Source organism: Streptomyces sp. NPDC001890, from assembly GCF_042891445.1.
Lineage (GTDB): Bacteria > Actinomycetota > Actinomycetes > Streptomycetales > Streptomycetaceae > Streptomyces.
On sequence record NZ_JBIATE010000001.1, the window covers coordinates 766,310 to 780,739 of the forward strand.

General features: G+C 71.3%; 14 protein-coding genes. 5 read left to right on the forward strand and 9 right to left on the reverse strand.

Going from position 1 to position 14,430, the window contains the following annotated elements; genetic code table 11:
* Positions 1–85: 85 nt before the first annotated feature.
* The 3 genes from ACFYY1_RS03370 (at position 86) to ACFYY1_RS03380 (ending at position 2,510) form a co-directional block, all read left to right on the forward strand.
* Positions 86–1,072, forward strand: a complete 987-nt coding sequence (locus tag ACFYY1_RS03370) for a transcriptional regulator (RefSeq protein ID WP_388581475.1) — start codon at positions 86–88, stop codon at positions 1,070–1,072.
* A 16-nt stretch (positions 1,073–1,088) separates the two neighbouring features.
* Positions 1,089–1,442 (forward strand): hypothetical protein, encoded by a 354-nt coding sequence (locus tag ACFYY1_RS03375; protein WP_388580156.1) that lies wholly within the window; start codon positions 1,089–1,091, stop codon positions 1,440–1,442.
* A gap of 294 nt (positions 1,443–1,736) precedes the next feature.
* The gene (locus ACFYY1_RS03380) at positions 1,737–2,510 is read left to right on the forward strand and encodes a glycosyltransferase family 2 protein (RefSeq protein WP_388580159.1); all 774 of its coding nucleotides are present in this window, start codon (positions 1,737–1,739) and stop codon (positions 2,508–2,510) included.
* A 24-nt stretch (positions 2,511–2,534) separates the two neighbouring features.
* On the opposite strand, the gene ACFYY1_RS03385 is transcribed toward ACFYY1_RS03380, so the two are convergent.
* The 6 genes from ACFYY1_RS03385 to ACFYY1_RS03410 form a co-directional block, all read right to left on the reverse strand.
* A complete protein-coding gene (locus ACFYY1_RS03385; RefSeq protein WP_388581477.1) occupies positions 2,535–2,900 on the reverse strand; it encodes an ArsR/SmtB family transcription factor in 366 nt (121 codons plus the stop codon).
* 241 nt (positions 2,901–3,141) lie between these two features.
* Positions 3,142–3,495, reverse strand: coding sequence for a zinc ribbon domain-containing protein YjdM (locus ACFYY1_RS03390; RefSeq protein WP_388581480.1), 354 nt, complete (start codon positions 3,493–3,495; stop codon positions 3,142–3,144).
* 91 nt (positions 3,496–3,586) lie between these two features.
* On the reverse strand, positions 3,587–3,982 hold the full coding sequence (locus tag ACFYY1_RS03395) for an ATP-binding protein (protein WP_388581482.1): 396 nt from the start codon (positions 3,980–3,982) through the stop codon (positions 3,587–3,589).
* Positions 3,983–4,032: 50 nt separating this feature from the next.
* Entirely contained in the window at positions 4,033–5,676 is a 1,644-nt protein-coding gene (locus ACFYY1_RS03400) for a SulP family inorganic anion transporter (protein WP_388581485.1), read from the reverse strand.
* 68 nt (positions 5,677–5,744) lie between these two features.
* Positions 5,745–6,086 (reverse strand): ArsR/SmtB family transcription factor, encoded by a 342-nt coding sequence (locus ACFYY1_RS03405; protein WP_388580161.1) that lies wholly within the window; start codon positions 6,084–6,086, stop codon positions 5,745–5,747.
* A 574-nt stretch (positions 6,087–6,660) separates the two neighbouring features.
* A complete protein-coding gene (locus tag ACFYY1_RS03410) occupies positions 6,661–7,479 on the reverse strand; it encodes an NADP-dependent oxidoreductase (protein ID WP_388580164.1) in 819 nt (272 codons plus the stop codon).
* An 84-nt stretch (positions 7,480–7,563) separates the two neighbouring features.
* On the opposite strand from ACFYY1_RS03410, the gene ACFYY1_RS03415 reads away from it, so the two are divergent.
* Positions 7,564–9,024: an MFS transporter gene (locus ACFYY1_RS03415; protein ID WP_388581488.1), complete on the forward strand. Its 1,461-nt coding sequence runs from the start codon at positions 7,564–7,566 to the stop codon at positions 9,022–9,024.
* Between the two features lie 122 nt (positions 9,025–9,146).
* Here the strand turns inward: ACFYY1_RS03415 and ACFYY1_RS03420 are convergent, their stop codons facing one another.
* Positions 9,147–9,989: a class I SAM-dependent methyltransferase gene (locus ACFYY1_RS03420; RefSeq protein ID WP_388580167.1), complete on the reverse strand. Its 843-nt coding sequence runs from the start codon at positions 9,987–9,989 to the stop codon at positions 9,147–9,149.
* A gap of 120 nt (positions 9,990–10,109) precedes the next feature.
* Here ACFYY1_RS03420 and ACFYY1_RS03425 point away from each other — a divergent pair, with 120 nt between their 5' ends.
* A complete protein-coding gene (locus ACFYY1_RS03425; protein WP_388580170.1) occupies positions 10,110–10,724 on the forward strand; it encodes a TetR/AcrR family transcriptional regulator in 615 nt (204 codons plus the stop codon).
* A gap of 166 nt (positions 10,725–10,890) precedes the next feature.
* On the opposite strand, the gene ACFYY1_RS03430 is transcribed toward ACFYY1_RS03425, so the two are convergent.
* Both ACFYY1_RS03430 and ACFYY1_RS03435 read right to left on the reverse strand, forming a co-directional pair.
* Entirely contained in the window at positions 10,891–11,652 is a 762-nt protein-coding gene (locus tag ACFYY1_RS03430; protein WP_388580173.1) for a MerR family transcriptional regulator, read from the reverse strand.
* 108 nt (positions 11,653–11,760) lie between these two features.
* Complete coding sequence (locus ACFYY1_RS03435) at positions 11,761–14,199, reverse strand: polysaccharide lyase 8 family protein (RefSeq protein WP_388580176.1); 2,439 nt, start codon at positions 14,197–14,199, stop codon at positions 11,761–11,763.
* Positions 14,200–14,430: the final 231 nt, after the last annotated feature.

The following is a 14,430-nucleotide window of genomic DNA, read 5'->3' on the forward strand; positions in this document are numbered from 1 at the left end:
GGAAGCCCTTCTCTCCGACGAACAGCCGGCCGAGACAGCCGGGCTCTCCGCTGCTCCACCCCTCCTCCATGGTGATGATGACGACATGAAGCGCCGCGAAGTCCTGGGTCTGCTCGCCGTTACGGGTGCGCTGGTCGCCCTTCCCGATCCCGGTGAGGCCGCCCGAGGGCGGGCAGTATCGACGCTCTTGGAGACAGGGGACGCCCTACACCGCAGCCTCTGGCAGGTCTACGCGCTATCGGACGCCAAGCAGGTCATCTTCCCTGCGGTGCGCGCACAGCTCGATGTGATGGCGAAGGGACTGGCCGAGACCCGTACTGCTGTGGATCGGTCCCGATTGTGTCGGATGACGGCCGACCTCTACCAGCTCGTCGGCGAGGTGTTCTTCGATGCCAACCGGTACACCGACGCCGCGCAGTGCTACACACTGGCTGCCAACGCGGCCTACGCCGGTGGCGACCACGACCTGTGGGCCTGTGCCATGACCCGCCACGCGTACGTCGAGCTGTACGCGCGCCGCGCGCACGCTGCCCAGCCCCTGCTCGCGGCAGCTTTCCGCATCGCCCGGAGGGGCGACGACACTCTCTCCACCCGTCACTGGGTCGCGGTCGTCCAGGCGCAGGCGTACGCGTCCGTGGGCGATCTCGACGCGTGCAACCGGGCTCTTGACGAAGCCGAGAAAGTGCACGCCCTCGACGGCGCTCACTCCCACAACGGCGGCTGGCTCCGCTTCGACGGCTCTCGCCTGGCAGAGGAGAGAGGGGCCTGCTACCTCCAACTGGGCCGCCCTGATCTCGCCGAGGAAGCGCTCACCGCGGCCCTTGCCCAGCCTCTGTCCCTGCGTCGCCGCGCCGCTGTTCTGAGCGACCTCGCCGTGCTCGGGGCGCACAGGCGAGACATCGATCAGGTCGTGCACTACGCGGAGCAAGCACTCGGACTGGCCGGCCGGTCGAATTCGGGATTCATCGGCAAGAAGCTGGACGGGCTTCGGGGGCGCCTTGCCCCGCTCATGTCCGATGACCGAGTCTCGACTCTTGATCACCGAATCGCGGCGCTTCCGCGCACCGCATGACGAGAGGGACACGCGCATGAATGACGGCCGGATCTTCCGCGAGGCGTGGATCGACGGTGTGAACAAGCACTATCCCGGCGAGCCCAAGCCCGGCTACGTCACGCCGTGGGACGAGACGCCCGCGTGGGAGCGCGAAGCCGCCACCGCCGTGTACGGGCAGGTGCGCGACTTCATCGAGGTCAGCGGCGGGCATGCGGCCCGGCTCACCCGCGAGCAGAAGAGCCGCTTCGTCGCGATCTGCTGGACCGCCCAGATGTTCAGGCACTTCGAAGACCCGAAGCCCGGATATGTTGCCGACTGGTCCGACCTGCCGGACTGGCAGCGGGAGACGGACGCGGACATCTTCGAACGCATCGAAGGGACCGTCTGATCTCAGGAGCGACGACGTCCCCGTCCGGGCCGATCCGGGCGGGGATGTCTTGTTATGTAGCCATCAAAGTAGCCACGGAAGCACCATCCCTGCATGTTTGTGCAGGTCATAGCGTTGCGCCGACAGAACCCGGCGTACAGCCCGACTCGTCTGCCACCCCTCTCTTCCGGGGAGGGTACGACCGGCGACCGCCCCACGTGGCCGTGACCTGCGAAAACAACATGCACGGCAGCTCCTCCTACGATCACAGTGCTTGAATGGACCGTCCTGTCCAGTCCAGCAAGGAGAAACACTGTGCCCCTGGTGTCCGTCGTGATGCCCGTGTACAACTCGGCGGCGACTCTCGGCGCAGCGGTCCGGTCGGTGCTCACGCAGACCCACAGCGACCTGGAGCTGCTGGTCACCGACGACAAGTCTTCCGATGCCTCGATGGACCTGCTCATGGAGTTCGCCCGGCAGGACAAGCGTGTCCTGCCGGAATCGGCACCGGAACAGGGTGGTGCCGGCCGGGCACGCAATCTCGCCATCGAGCGGGCTCGGGGGGATTACGTCGCCTTTCTCGACAGCGACGACATGTGGCTTCCGGAGAAGATCGAGCGGCAGATCGAATTCGCTGCGGCGGGCAGTGCGCCTCTGACGTTCACCTCGTACTTCAAGATGGACGCCGATCACGAGGGCGAGAGCACCGACTTCGTCCCGAACGGGCGAGTGGTCCGCGCGCGGGAACACGTGGACTACCGCGCGATGCTGGTCCGGGACCACATCGGCGCTCTGACCGCCATGTACGACCGCACTGTCCTCGGCACGCGGCTGATGCCGAAGATGCGGAAGCGACAGGACTACGCCCTGTGGCTGTCGATCATGCGCGACGGCGCCGACGCCCGGGGTCTGCCCGAGCCGCTCGCGGTGTACAGGTCCCACCAGGCGGGATCACTGTCCTCCAACAAGTTGTCGCTGGTCCGGTACAACTGGGAGCTCTACCGCGAGCACGAGCGGCTGTCGGTCCCACGGTCGACGCGGGCGCTGGCCGGCGCTGCGTGGCAGTCGCTGCGCAACTCGCGGATCTAGGTGTGTCGTCCCGGGACGACACACCTAGGACGGCTTGCGGTGTCCGGGGGCGGTGGTGCCGGATTCGGCGGCCTTGAGGTCGGCCAGCAGTTCCGCCTGCCCGGCCAGTACGCCGGACAGGATGCCCCTGGCGACCCGCAGCAGCTCCGCGATCTCTGGATTGACCAGGGAGTAGTAGACGGCCGAGCCCTCCCGGCGGGGGACGACGAGGTTGGCCCGGCGCAGGACGGCCAGCTGCTGGGAGAGGTGAGCGGCCTCCACGCCGATCTCGGTCAGCATTTCGGAGACCGCGTACTCCCGCTCGCTCAGGAGTTCGAGCACCCTGATCCGTACCGGGTGGCCGAGCGTTTTGAAGAACTCGGCCTTCAGCTGGTACAGCGGGGCGCTCACCGTGCCCGCCCCGCGCCCGGAGGGGCCGCCGGGATGCCGGACGGCAGCTGTCGTGCGTGCACCGCGCATCGCATCCACCCAAAACTCTTCACCATGAGGACATCCTCGCGCCCTCACACCGATGTGATGACTTCAGGAATTGCCAAGGTTAGCAATGTGGGAGGCGGAGGCGGGAGGTTCGTCGCCCCCGGCTGCGGCCCCAGGACGGGGCGGGCGCAGCCGGGGAGGCCGGAAGGGTGGGTCAGGCCTTCTTGACCACGCTGGACTTGAGCTGCATGGAGCCGAACCCGTCGATCCTGCAGTCGATGTCGTGGCCGTCCACACCGTCCACGAGGCGGATGTTGCGCACCTTGGTTCCGGCCTTGATGCCGCTCGGGCTGCCCTTGACCTTCAGGGTCTTGATCACGGTGACGGTGTCGCCGTCGGCGAGTACGTTGCCGACCGCGTCCTTGATCCCTCCGGCCGCGGCCTCGGCCGCGGGCTCGGCGGCGGTGGGCGTCCACTCATGGCCGCACTCGGGGCAGATGAGGAGTGCGCCCGTCTCGTAGGTGTACACGCCGGAGCACTCGGGGCACGGCGGCAGTGCCTCGGTCATATCGCTCATGGTCTTTCCTTGCCTTGTTCGTTCGTTCACTTGTTCGCACGTTGCCTGTTTGGCTGTCTGTCTGTGCTGGGCATTGCTCGCGTCAGGCTTCGAGCGGGGGTTTTCGCAGCGGGAGGGTGATCCAGATGCTCTTGCCTCCGGCGTCCGCGTCGCCCCGGACGACCGCGGTGCCGCCCAGGCCGAGGGTGAGTTCCATGATGGTGCCCAGTCCGCCGCCGCTGCCGGTCCCGGGGACTGCCGGGACGAGCGGGGGCTGGTACGGGTGGCGGTCGTGGACGCCGAACGCGAACGTGTCCTGCCCGGCCGCGTAGATCACGGTGAGGTCCGGGGACAGCGGGGCCGCGTGCCGGACGCTGTTGGTGACCAGCTCGGAAAGGATCAGCAGCGCCGGATCGACGGCGGGATGGCGCGGGCTGATGCCCCACTCCGCGAGGACCTGCTCGGTGGTCTCGCGGGCGATCCGCACGGCCGAGCCCATCGCGGGCAGGGTCAGGACGTGCCGCAGGGGCAGGGCGCCGGGCTGGGCGTTCACCGGACGGCCTCGGAGGTTCCGGGGACGGCGGGCAGGACGCCGGCCCGGTGCAGATGGGCACGGGCTCCGGCGATGGCCTCGGGCGTGGTGGCGTACTCCCGGCCCTCCCGCCCGAGCAGTTCCAGTGCGCCGACCGACTCCAGGGCCCGGCGCTGGCCCGGACGCACGCCGGAGGCCAGCACGGCGATGCCGCGCCGGTTCAGCTTCTCCACGGCGTCCTTGAGGACCAGGGCGCCGGTGGCGTCCATCGTCGACACCCGCGACATGCGCAGGATCACCACCCGTACGTCGGCGACCTCGCTCAGCTCCAGGAGGAAGCGGTGGGCGCCGGCGAAGAACAGCGGCCCGTCGATCCGGTACGCGACGATGTGCTCGGCCAGCAGCGCGTGTTCCTCCTCGCTGTGCTCGCCGGGCACGTCGGCTCTGAAGTCGACCTGATCCATCCGGGCCTGACCGGCGACCGCCCGCAGCGCCAGGGTGCCCGCCACGACCAGGCCGATGATCACCGCGTGGACCAGGTCGAGCACGAGCGTGGCGACGGCGGTCAGTACCAGCACGATCGCGTCGGAGCGGGTCGCGCGGGCCATCGCCCGCAGCGCACCGACCTCCACCATCCGGATCGCGGTCGCCAGCAGCACCCCGGCGAGCGCGGCCAGCGGGATCCTGGAGACGAGCGGGGCGGCGGCGAAGGCGATCACGGCCAGGACGGCGGAGTGGGTGAGGGCGGCGAGCCGTGAGCCCGCGCCGGTCCGGACGTTGACGGCGGTACGGGCGATCGCCGCGGTGGCGGGGACTCCGCCGAACAGCGGGGCCGCCAGGTTCGCGATGCCCTGCCCGAACAACTCCTTGTCCGGGTCGTGCTGCTGGCCCACCGTCATGCCGTCCGCGACGGTCGCCGACAGCAGCGACTCCAACGCGGCCAGCGCCGCGACCGCGACGGCCGGGGCGAGCAGCGACCCCAGCGCGGACGGGTCGAGGAAGCCGAGGGAGGGCGCGGGCAGCCCGGAAGGCAGGTCGCCGATCGGAGCGGCCGCGTCCAGGTGGAGCAGCTGAGCCGCGAGGGTGGCGGCGATCACCGCGACGATGGAGAACGGGACGGTGGGCCGCCACCGGGCACCCAGCAGCATCACGGCCGCCACGCCCACCGCGAGGGCGACGGCGGTCCAGTTCGGGGTCCGTGCGAACTCCTCGACCGCGCGCCAGGTCACCACCAGGACCTTGTCGCCCTCCGGCTCGGCCACCCCCAGCGCGTTCGGCACCTGCTGGAGCCCGATGACGCACGCGATGCCGAGCGTGAAGCCCTCCACCACCGGAGCCGGTATGTAGCGCATGTACCGGCCGGCCTTCAGCAGTGCGAGGGCGATCAGCAGCACGCCGGCCATCAGCCCGACCGTCAGCACCCCGCCCGGTCCGTACCGGGCCACGATCGGCACCAGCACCACCGTCATCGCCCCGGTCGGCCCGGACACCTGGAGGTTGGAGCCACCGAACAGCGCCGCCAGCGCGCCCGCCACCACGGCGGTCGCCAGTCCGGCCTCGGCGCCGAGCCCGGAGGAGACGCCGAAGCCCAGCGCGAGCGGCAGCGCGACGATCGCGACGGTCAGACCGGCGAGCAGATCGCGACGCGGGGCGCGGCCCATCACCGCGAAGTCGGCGCGGGCGGGCAGCAGGGAGGCGACCCGGCCCCAGGGCCGGGCGAGCACGGTACTCACTCCGTCCCGACCTCGGCTTCCCGCAGCGCGGCCAGGAGCTCGTTCTGCCCGGCGAGCATCTCGGTCAGGATCCGGCGCGCGGCCCGCATCAGCTCGGCCACGTCCCCGCCGGACAGCTCGTACACCACGGTCGAGCCCTCCCTGGCCGAGGTGACGATGCCGGAGCGGCGCAGCACGGCCAGTTGCTGGGACAGCGCCGACGGCTCCACCTCGATCGAGGTCAGCAGGTCCCGTACCGGCTTCGGACCGTCCTGCAGCAGTTCCAGTACGCGTATGCGGACCGGGTGCCCGAGCATCCGGAAGAACTCGGCCTTGGCCTGGTGCAGCGGAACCGGCACGGTCCTCGGACTCCCTTCACCACCCCCATGTTTCGGGGTGCTCTGTCGGCCGTGCGCGCGGCTGCCTGCGGACACGGCCAATACAGCATGTAGTTAATTGCAGAATTTCGCAATTAGTGGATCTGTGGAGAGCCCTGCTCCAGGGCGGGTGAGGGGCCGGCTCATCGCGTCGGCTCACCTCTCGGCCGCGGGCTTGGTGTCGGGGAAGAACAGGAAGGAGACCTGCGCGATCAGTGAGGCCGGGGCGTGGTGGGCATGGGCCGTGCGACAAGGCGCCGGATGCTCCCCCGTCGCAGCCTCTGCCGCCGCGGCCTTTCTTCTGCGCCCCGGGGTTCCGGGCGCGCCCCTGGAGTCGCGCGCCCTCGGGTGCGCGACTCCACGGGCACGGCCGTGTCAGGTGTCCTGGTGCTCGGACTGTTCCGGGGTCTCCAGGTATTCGGGGCATTCGGGGTTGTGGCAGGGGCCGGGATGCCACACGGGCACGAAGATTCCGAGACTCTTGTGCCGTCTCTTCACGACTGCGGTCACGGGCTGCTTGCAGACCGGGCAGACAAGCGCCCCTTGGGGACCGGTCTCATGCTCGGCTTGACTCATCTTTTAACGATAGGCGCGATGGCCGCAGCCTGCCGGTGGGGCGGCTTCTTCCTCGGTCCGGAGCGATGACCAGCTTGCCGCGTACATGGCCGCCGGCGCTCTCCCGGTGGGCGTCGGCGGCCCGGGACAAGGGGTATGTCCTCGCCACGGACAGGGCGAGTTCGCCGCTCACGACCAGCGCGGCCGCCCGCTCAAGGCGCTCACGGATCGCCTCGGGGCCGGCGAACGCGAAACGTACGCCGTGCTCCGCCGCCCGGTGGTCGGCGATGGTGACCACGCGGTCCGGGCCGCCGACGAGTTCGACGAGGGCCGGCAGCGAGCCCTTCCCGGCGGCGTCGAACGCCGCGTCCACACCCTTCGCGGCGACGCCGCGGACCCGCCCGGCGAACCCCTCGCCGTACGTCACGGGTTCGGCGCCGAGTGAGCGCAGGTACGCGTGGTTGCGCTCGCTCGCCGTACCGATCACGGTCGCGCCGAGCTGCCTGGCGAGCTGTACGGCCACGGACCCGACGTCACCGGCGGCCCCGTCCACGACCACGGTCTCGCCGGACTTCAGCCCGAGGTCCGCGAGTACCTGGTACGCCATGTCGACGGCCACCGGCAGGCCGGCCGCGACCTCCCGGGGCACGCCTTCCGGCTTCCGCGCGAGCTGCGCCGCGGGCGCGAGTGCGAATTCGGCGTAGCCGCCGGAGCCGATCGAGCCGAAGACCTCGTCGCCCACGGCGAAGCCGGTCACGTCCGCACCGGCCTCCGTGACGACGGCGGCGACATCGCCGCCGGGCACCGAGGGGAACGGCACCGGGCGCTGGCCATTGATACCCCTAGGGGGTATATTCACGACGCGTAGATACCCCCCTCCCGTATAGGAGTACTTGCTATGACCATGTCGGCATCACCCGACGCGCCAACCGATTCGCGGAGATGGTCCGCGCTCGCGCTGATCGCCCTGGCTCAGTTCATCGTCATCATGGACACGTCGATCATCGGCGTGGCCCTGCCCAAGATGCAGGCCGACCTGGGGTTCTCCCAGGAGAACCTGTCGTGGGTGTTCAACGCCTACGTCGTCGCCTTCGGAGGGCTGCTGCTGCTCGGCGGGCGGCTGTCGGACCTGCTCGGTGCCAGGCGCCTGTTCAGCGCCGGATGGGTCGTCCTCGCCGCGGGGTCCCTGACCGCGGGCCTCGCGGGTGAGGTCTGGGTCGAGCTGACCGGGCGGGCCCTGCAGGGCGTGGGTGCCGCGCTGATCGCGCCGGCCGCCCTCACCCTGCTGATGACCCTGTTCGGCTCGCGGCCCCAGGAGCTGGGGAAGGCCTTCGCGCTGTACGGCGCGGCCGCCCCGGCCGGTGGCACCGCCGGAGTCTTCCTCGGCGGGGTCATCACCCAGTACGCGAGCTGGCCCTGGGTGTTCTACATCAACATCCCCGTCGCCCTCGTCGTCCTGATCGCCACGCCCGCCGTCATGCCCTCGGGGGCGGGACGACGCGGCTCGATCGACCTGGCCGGCGCGGTCACCGTAACGGCGGGTCTCGCCGCCGCCGTCTACGCCATCGTCCGTGCTCCCGAGACCGGTTGGGGTTCGGCCGAGACCTGGCTGGTCCTCCTGGCCGGTGCGGCGCTGATCGCCGGGTTCGTCGCGATCCAGGCCAAGCGGCGCGAACCGCTGATGCGGCTGGGCATCTGGCGGGCGCCCAACCTGGCCGGTGCCAACATCGCTCAGCTGCTCATGGCCGCCGCGTGGATCCCCATGTGGTTCTTCCTCAACCTCTACCTCCAGCAGGTCCTGGGGCTCGGCGCCTTCGCCTCCGGCTCCGCGCTGCTGCCGATGACCGGCGCCATCATGATCATGATGATCGTCCTGGCGCCGCGACTGATCTCCCGGTTCGGGCCCAAGCCCCTCATCGTCCTCGGGCTGTTCGTGCTCGGGGCGGGCATGTTCTGGCTCTCGCTCGCCCGCCCGGACGGAAACTTCCTCGTCGACGTGCTGCCCGCCTCCCTGCTCTCGGCGGTGGGTATGTCCCTGGCGTTCATCCCGTCGCTCGGCACCGCGCTCTCCAGCGCCCGCCCGGAGGAGGGCGGTCTCGCCTCGGGGATCGTCAACACCAGCTACCAGGTCGGCTCCGCGCTGGGGCTCGCCGCGATGACGGCAGTGGCCGCCGCGCACGGCGCCGGTGAGCCGGGGAACCCGGTGGCGCTCACCAACGGCTTCTCCGCCGCCTTCCTCGGTGCCGCGGCCCTCGCGGTGGTCGGCGGCCTCGCCGCCCTGCTGACCCTGCGCACCGCACCCGCCGCCGAGGGTGCGGGCGAGGGTGCGGGCAGCGGTGACCAGCCGGAAAAGGCCGCGGCCTGAAAGGGAGCGGCCTGAAAGGGGTTGGCCTGGAAAGAGGTGGATGTTTCTCGACGATCGTGGTGGGGGGCGGCGCCCGCTGCCGGGGTGGGTGTCCGCCCCGGCAGCGGACGCCGCCCCTCGTTTCACCCGGGCCGTCGTGCGGTGACCAACTGGGCGGCACTGCGCAACTGGAGTGCTTCGCCCCGCTCGTGGGGCCGCAGGAGGTCGACGAGCCGCTGCCGGGCCCGGTCCCGGTCGTCCTCCCCGGCCTGGCTCATCAGGTGCCGGCCGGGTCCGGAGCCCAGCAGGAAGGCGGCGGCGTCGGCGGCGTCCCGGCCCCAGGTCCCGTACGCCTCGACCGGCGTCGTGGCGACGGCCTCGTACCCGGCGCGGGACAGCACGGCACGCACGGCCTCCGGGTCCGCCAGCGAGAACATGCCGGAGCCCGGGGCACCCAGCCCGCCGACGGGCAGGAGGCCGCCCAGCCCCCGGATGGCCTGGAGCCACTCGTTCCGGTCGGCCCGCGCGGTGCAGACGAAGGCGATACGGCCGCCGGGGCGCAGCGCCCGCCCGATGTTGGCGAAGGCGGCGACGGGATCGGCGAAGAACATCACCCCGAAACGGCTGATCGCGACGTCGAAGAGCGCGGGCCCGAACGGATGGACCTGGACGTCCGTCTGCTCGAACGCGACATTGCCGATCCCCTCGCGCCGCGCGGACTCCCGCGCACGGGCCAGCATCGGGGCCGACAGATCCAGGCCCAGCGCCCGCCCGCCGCTCGCCCGTCGCGCGGCGAGCCGGGTGGTGCGCCCCGCGCCGCAGCCGATGTCGAGGACGCGGTCCCGTCCGGTGATGGCCGCGGCGGCGAGCAGGGGCTCGTCGAACCCTCCGTTCACCCCGTCCCAGCGGTCCTGGTTGGCGGCCCAGTAGGCCCCCTCGTAGCCGTTCCAGGCCCGGTCCTGGTCCTTGTTGGCGATCTGGCTCATACGGATTTCTCCCCCTGGGTTCAGGCGCCCGCGGACGTCGGAGCGACTAGTATGGGCGAGCGCCCATTCAAGGTATGGGCAATCGCCCATACTGTAAACGGGCTGAGAGGGAGGGATGCCGTGTCACCGCGTGGTGTGACGACTCCGGATGTCCGCGAGCGGCTGTTCGCCGCTGCGGAGCGGGTGCTGGAGCGGGACGGGCCGGGCGCCCTGACGAGCAGGGCGATCACCGGTGAGGCGGGTTGCGCGAAGGGCCTTCTGCACGCCCACTTCCGCGGACTGGACCAGTTCGTCGCGGAGCTCGTCCTGGACCGGTTCGCGCGGGTGGCCCGGCACGCCGAGGAGCTCCGGGGGCGGGTGGGGCAGGGCACCGTCGCGGAGAACCTTCACGGCATCGCTCTCGCGCTGCTGGCCTCGGCCGGCCCCACCGTCGCCGGGCTGGCGCTCACCCGCCCCGAGGCCTCCTCGCACATCCGCGAGGCCCTGGTGGGCGGTGCGCCGGGCTTCGACACGGTCCAGGACGCGATCACCGACTACCTGGACGCGGAACGGCGGGGCGGCCGGATCGCGGAACGGGCCGACACCGCCGCCGCGGCCCTCGCCCTGGTCGGGACCGTCCACCACCTGCTCATGACCGGCGCGCACGACCGGCAGCAGGCACAGGAACGGACCGGGCAACTGGTGACCCTGCTCGACGCCGCCCTCCGGCGCGGGCCGGACGACGCCGTCGAGTGAGCCGGGGGGCGGGCGGAAACCCCGAGCGAGCCGGGGCAGGCGGCACCTGCGCCGCTTGCCCCGGCTCGGACCAGCCGGGTCGTTACGCCGGCAGGGTCGCCATGCCGGCCGGGCCGCTGTGCCGGCTGGGCCGCCACGTCAGCCGGTCGTCATGCCGGCGGAGTCGTCACATCAGCCGGGTCGTCACGTACGCCTCGATGGCGTCCCGCTGGTACGCGGCCAGGCCCGGCGCGATCGCCTCGTACGCCGCGCGCCACTGCTCGTTCTCCACACAGGAGCGGCCGATCGCCCGGTACTCCTCGGCGGAGACCGCCCGCAGCCCGGTCAGGGCCCGGTGCTGGGCCTCGATCTCGGCCTGCACCTGACCCGCGTCGGCGGGCACCCCGGCGGCCAGCAGCTCCGCCAGCCGGATCATTTGCGCAGTGCGCTCGCGGTGTCCGGCCTCGATCTGTGCCTCGCTCATCGCCGAGGTGTGCCGGTCGATGTCCCCGGCCAGCTCCGGGAAGTCGCGCAGGCTCTCCTGGATCTGGGCGGGCCGGACGCCCTCGAAGAGATTCTCCGGTCGGTTGATCGCCGTCATGGGGTTACCGTCCTTTCTGGATTCCTCCAGTTCGGCGATCGTGCGGGAGACGGTGCCGGCCAGCGCGTCGATCCGGTCGCGCTCGGCGAGGAGCCGGCGGTGGTGACCGCGCAGCGCCTCCACCTCATCGACCTGCGAGGCCAGGATCCGCCCGATCTCGGGCAGACCCAGGCCCAGCGCCCGCAGCACGAGGATCTGCTGCAGCCGGAGCAGCTCGCCCTCCCCGTAGCAGCGGTGGCCGTTGGAACCGGTCCCCGCGGGCGGCAGCAGGCCGATCTCGTCGTAGTGCCGCAGCGTCCGAGCCGTCACACCGGACATCCGGGCGACCTCCGCGATCGGCCAGACCATTCCCGTCTCCCCACGATCACCTCACCGGGCCGGCCTCTCCGGCCCTGGTCAGGACGGTAGAAGCTGCCGCTGCGGCAACCGCAACCCCGGAGACCAGGATGGCAGTGATCACTGCACCCGGAGGCGCACCGTGTGCGTGGCGCCGCGGCTCCGGCTCAGGTCGCCGAAGGTCACGGTCACCGACGAACCGGTCCGGACACCGGTGACCGTCTCCGCCTTGGACAGGACGGACTTGGCGGGGCGCTTCCACGTGAGGGTGAGGCCGGTGACGGTGCGGGACGGGTCGGAGACACTGATCGTGGCGGTGCCGTCGCGCTTCTCGTGGATCTGCACGCAGACCGGCGCACTCGCCGTGACCTTGCCCGCCGTGCCCGCCTCCCAGAAGTTGACGCCGGTGAAACCGAGGGAGGGCACGCTGATGCCGGTGCGTCCGGCGTCATTGGCGAGGATCTGCAGCCAGCCGGTGTCCGCGGCGCGGTCGGCGGTGCGCTTGCTGCTCGCGCCCGGCATCAGGATGTACGCGTAGGAGCCGCCCGCCGGGTCGGCGCCGTGGTCATTCCAAAGGGTCACGTACCTACGGGTGTTGGGCGTGGCCGTGCCGCCGTCGTTGATGTCCTTCCAGGCGCCGGTGCGCTCCTCGCGCAGCGCGTGCAGTTCGGTGCCGCCGGGGAAGACGTATCCGGCATGCCGGTCGAGGTGGGCCCAGGTGGTGGTACGGGTGGTGGTCCAGCCCTGGGTGGTGGGCTGGGCCACGCCGTCGAGCAGCAGCCGCTGGGCGCCGCTCGCGCCGAGGCAGCGGTTGTCGACGACCGTCTCGACGGCCGCGCCGTCGGTGGAGGTGATGCCGGAGCCGAGGCAGACCACGCAGTCGTCCAGCCAGAACCACGACTTGCGGGCGCGCATCGTGCTCGCCAGGCCCTGGAGGTGCTGGCCGGTGGTGCCGAACTCGCCGTCGCCGGTGCCGCCGACCCACTTCGTGCCCGGCTTCGGGTTGGCCCAGGCGCCGCCCTGCCCGTCGGCGAGCTTCTTCCGGGAGACGGTGATGCCGGGCAGCCGGTACGGGTCGACGGTCGGCCAGTACGCGTCCGAGTACTGTTCGAGACCCGCGCCGTCGCCCCACCACTGCAGCCAGCCCGCGCCGGTGTGCCAGCCGCGCTTGTTCTCCCCGTTGCCGAACTCGTAGTGGGCGATCCGGTCGGAGGCCATCGAGAGACCGGCGCCCCAGCCGCGGCGGCGGTGGGTGGCCCGGTCCATGTTGTGGAAGACCCGGTGGGCGGCCGGCTCCGGCGACGCGGTGACGGTCGTGTCGTCCAACAGGGTCTGCAGCCGGGCGGTGTTGACCAGGCTCAGGGAGCCGGCCCTGAGCGCCGGGGCGTAGTAGTCGCGCTGCAGCCAGCCCTTGACCATGGCACGCCAGCGGGCGTTCTCCTCGGGGCCGGCGCCCATGCCCAGCAGCACGATGGAGGCCATCACGCCATGGGCACGGGTGTGGTCGCTGGCGCCGACGCGGGTGATGCCGCGGCCCGAGACGTTGTCCATCATCAGGCCGTCGTAGATGAACGGGGCGATGGCCGCGTCGATGGTGTCGAGGAACTGCCGGCTGCCCGGATCGGTGATCTCCCAGGTCGAACCGCGCAGCAGGGCGAACAGCCGGCCGAGACCGTCGTTGAGGACCGCGCCGTAGCCACCGATGTACGGGATGGAGGTGTGCTGGACGAACGAACCGTCCGGGTAGAAGCCGTCGCCGGTCGTGACGTACGGGAAGACCGGCGAGAGCGCGTCGACCGCGAGCGCGATCTTGGCGGTGCTGGCGCCGACGATGCCGCGCAGGATCATGCCGCGGCACAGGTCGACGCGGTTGGCACCGGTGCTGGTGCCGGTGTACGAGCCGACGGCGGAGTCGGGCAGGAACTTGTCCACGGCATTGCAGTAGTTGGCGCGCTGGGCGTCCGACAGGGCGTCATACAGCAGCACGCAGGTGTCCATGAGGGCCTGGGGCGCGCCGATCTGCCAGTTCCACCAGTTCCCGTAACGCGCGGTCGTCTCGTTGAAGACGTCGGCGTACAGGTGGTCGAGGCCGGTGATGACCGCGTCCCTGAGACCCGTGTCGCCGGTGACCCCGGTGCCGGGCTGGGAGTACGCCTCCGCCATGGTGCGCAGCCGGTTGTAGGCGGTGTTCATGTTGGCGGAGAAGTTGAACGACTCGGTGTCGGTGTCCGGTTCGGGGTCGAGATGGACCAGGTCCGGCCAGAGGGAGCCGCGCGCGGGGGCCATCGTGGAACGGTAACCGCTTGCTTGGGCGCCGAGGTCGGCGAGCTTGGACTTGAAGGGCTCGGCGGTCGGGCTGAAACCGGTCCCCAGGTACAGATCGCGCCACTTCGCCCGCAGAGCGGCGAACTCGTCGGCGGCGTCGGCCGCGGCGGTGGAGGCGGCGGAAGCGGGGAGGGCGGCGGAGCCGGAGGCGGACGCGGCGGTCGGCAGGCCGAGGGCGAGCGCCGCACCGCCGCCCGTGGCCAGCAGGGCACGACGGGACCAGGCAGTTGTCATCGAAGCTCCGGGGGAGAGTGAGCCAGTGCGGGAATGCCAGCGTGGTAAGCGTTTTCTAGCATGGGGGCGTTGAGGTACTCAAGAGGTCGTCCGGGGTGCCGCAGGGTCCGGCGGGGGCGGTGCGCCCCGGGGCCGTACATGCCGAAGGGAGCCGCCTGCCGGGTGGGCCGGGCGTCGGACGCCGGTAACCAGCTGTCGGCGTACGGGAGTTCAGCGAGCCGGCGCGGAGGC

Excerpts from the sequence above, each read along its gene's own strand:
- ACFYY1_RS03370 (WP_388581475.1), top strand. The coding sequence starts at position 86 with ATGAAGCGCCGCGAAGTCCTGGGTCTGCTCGCCGTTACGGGTGCGCTG.
- ACFYY1_RS03420 (WP_388580167.1), bottom strand. The coding sequence starts at position 9,989 with ATGAGCCAGATCGCCAACAAGGACCAGGACCGGGCCTGGAACGGCTAC.
- ACFYY1_RS03375 (WP_388580156.1), top strand. The coding sequence starts at position 1,089 with ATGAATGACGGCCGGATCTTCCGCGAGGCGTGGATCGACGGTGTGAAC.
- ACFYY1_RS03390 (WP_388581480.1), bottom strand. The coding sequence starts at position 3,495 with ATGACCGAGGCACTGCCGCCGTGCCCCGAGTGCTCCGGCGTGTACACC.
- ACFYY1_RS03415 (WP_388581488.1), top strand. The coding sequence starts at position 7,564 with ATGTCGGCATCACCCGACGCGCCAACCGATTCGCGGAGATGGTCCGCG.
- ACFYY1_RS03400 (WP_388581485.1), bottom strand. The coding sequence starts at position 5,676 with ATGGGCCGCGCCCCGCGTCGCGATCTGCTCGCCGGTCTGACCGTCGCG.
- ACFYY1_RS03430 (WP_388580173.1), bottom strand. The coding sequence starts at position 11,652 with ATGGTCTGGCCGATCGCGGAGGTCGCCCGGATGTCCGGTGTGACGGCT.
- ACFYY1_RS03395 (WP_388581482.1), bottom strand. The coding sequence starts at position 3,982 with ATGGGCTCGGCCGTGCGGATCGCCCGCGAGACCACCGAGCAGGTCCTC.
- ACFYY1_RS03435 (WP_388580176.1), bottom strand. The coding sequence starts at position 14,199 with ATGACAACTGCCTGGTCCCGTCGTGCCCTGCTGGCCACGGGCGGCGGT.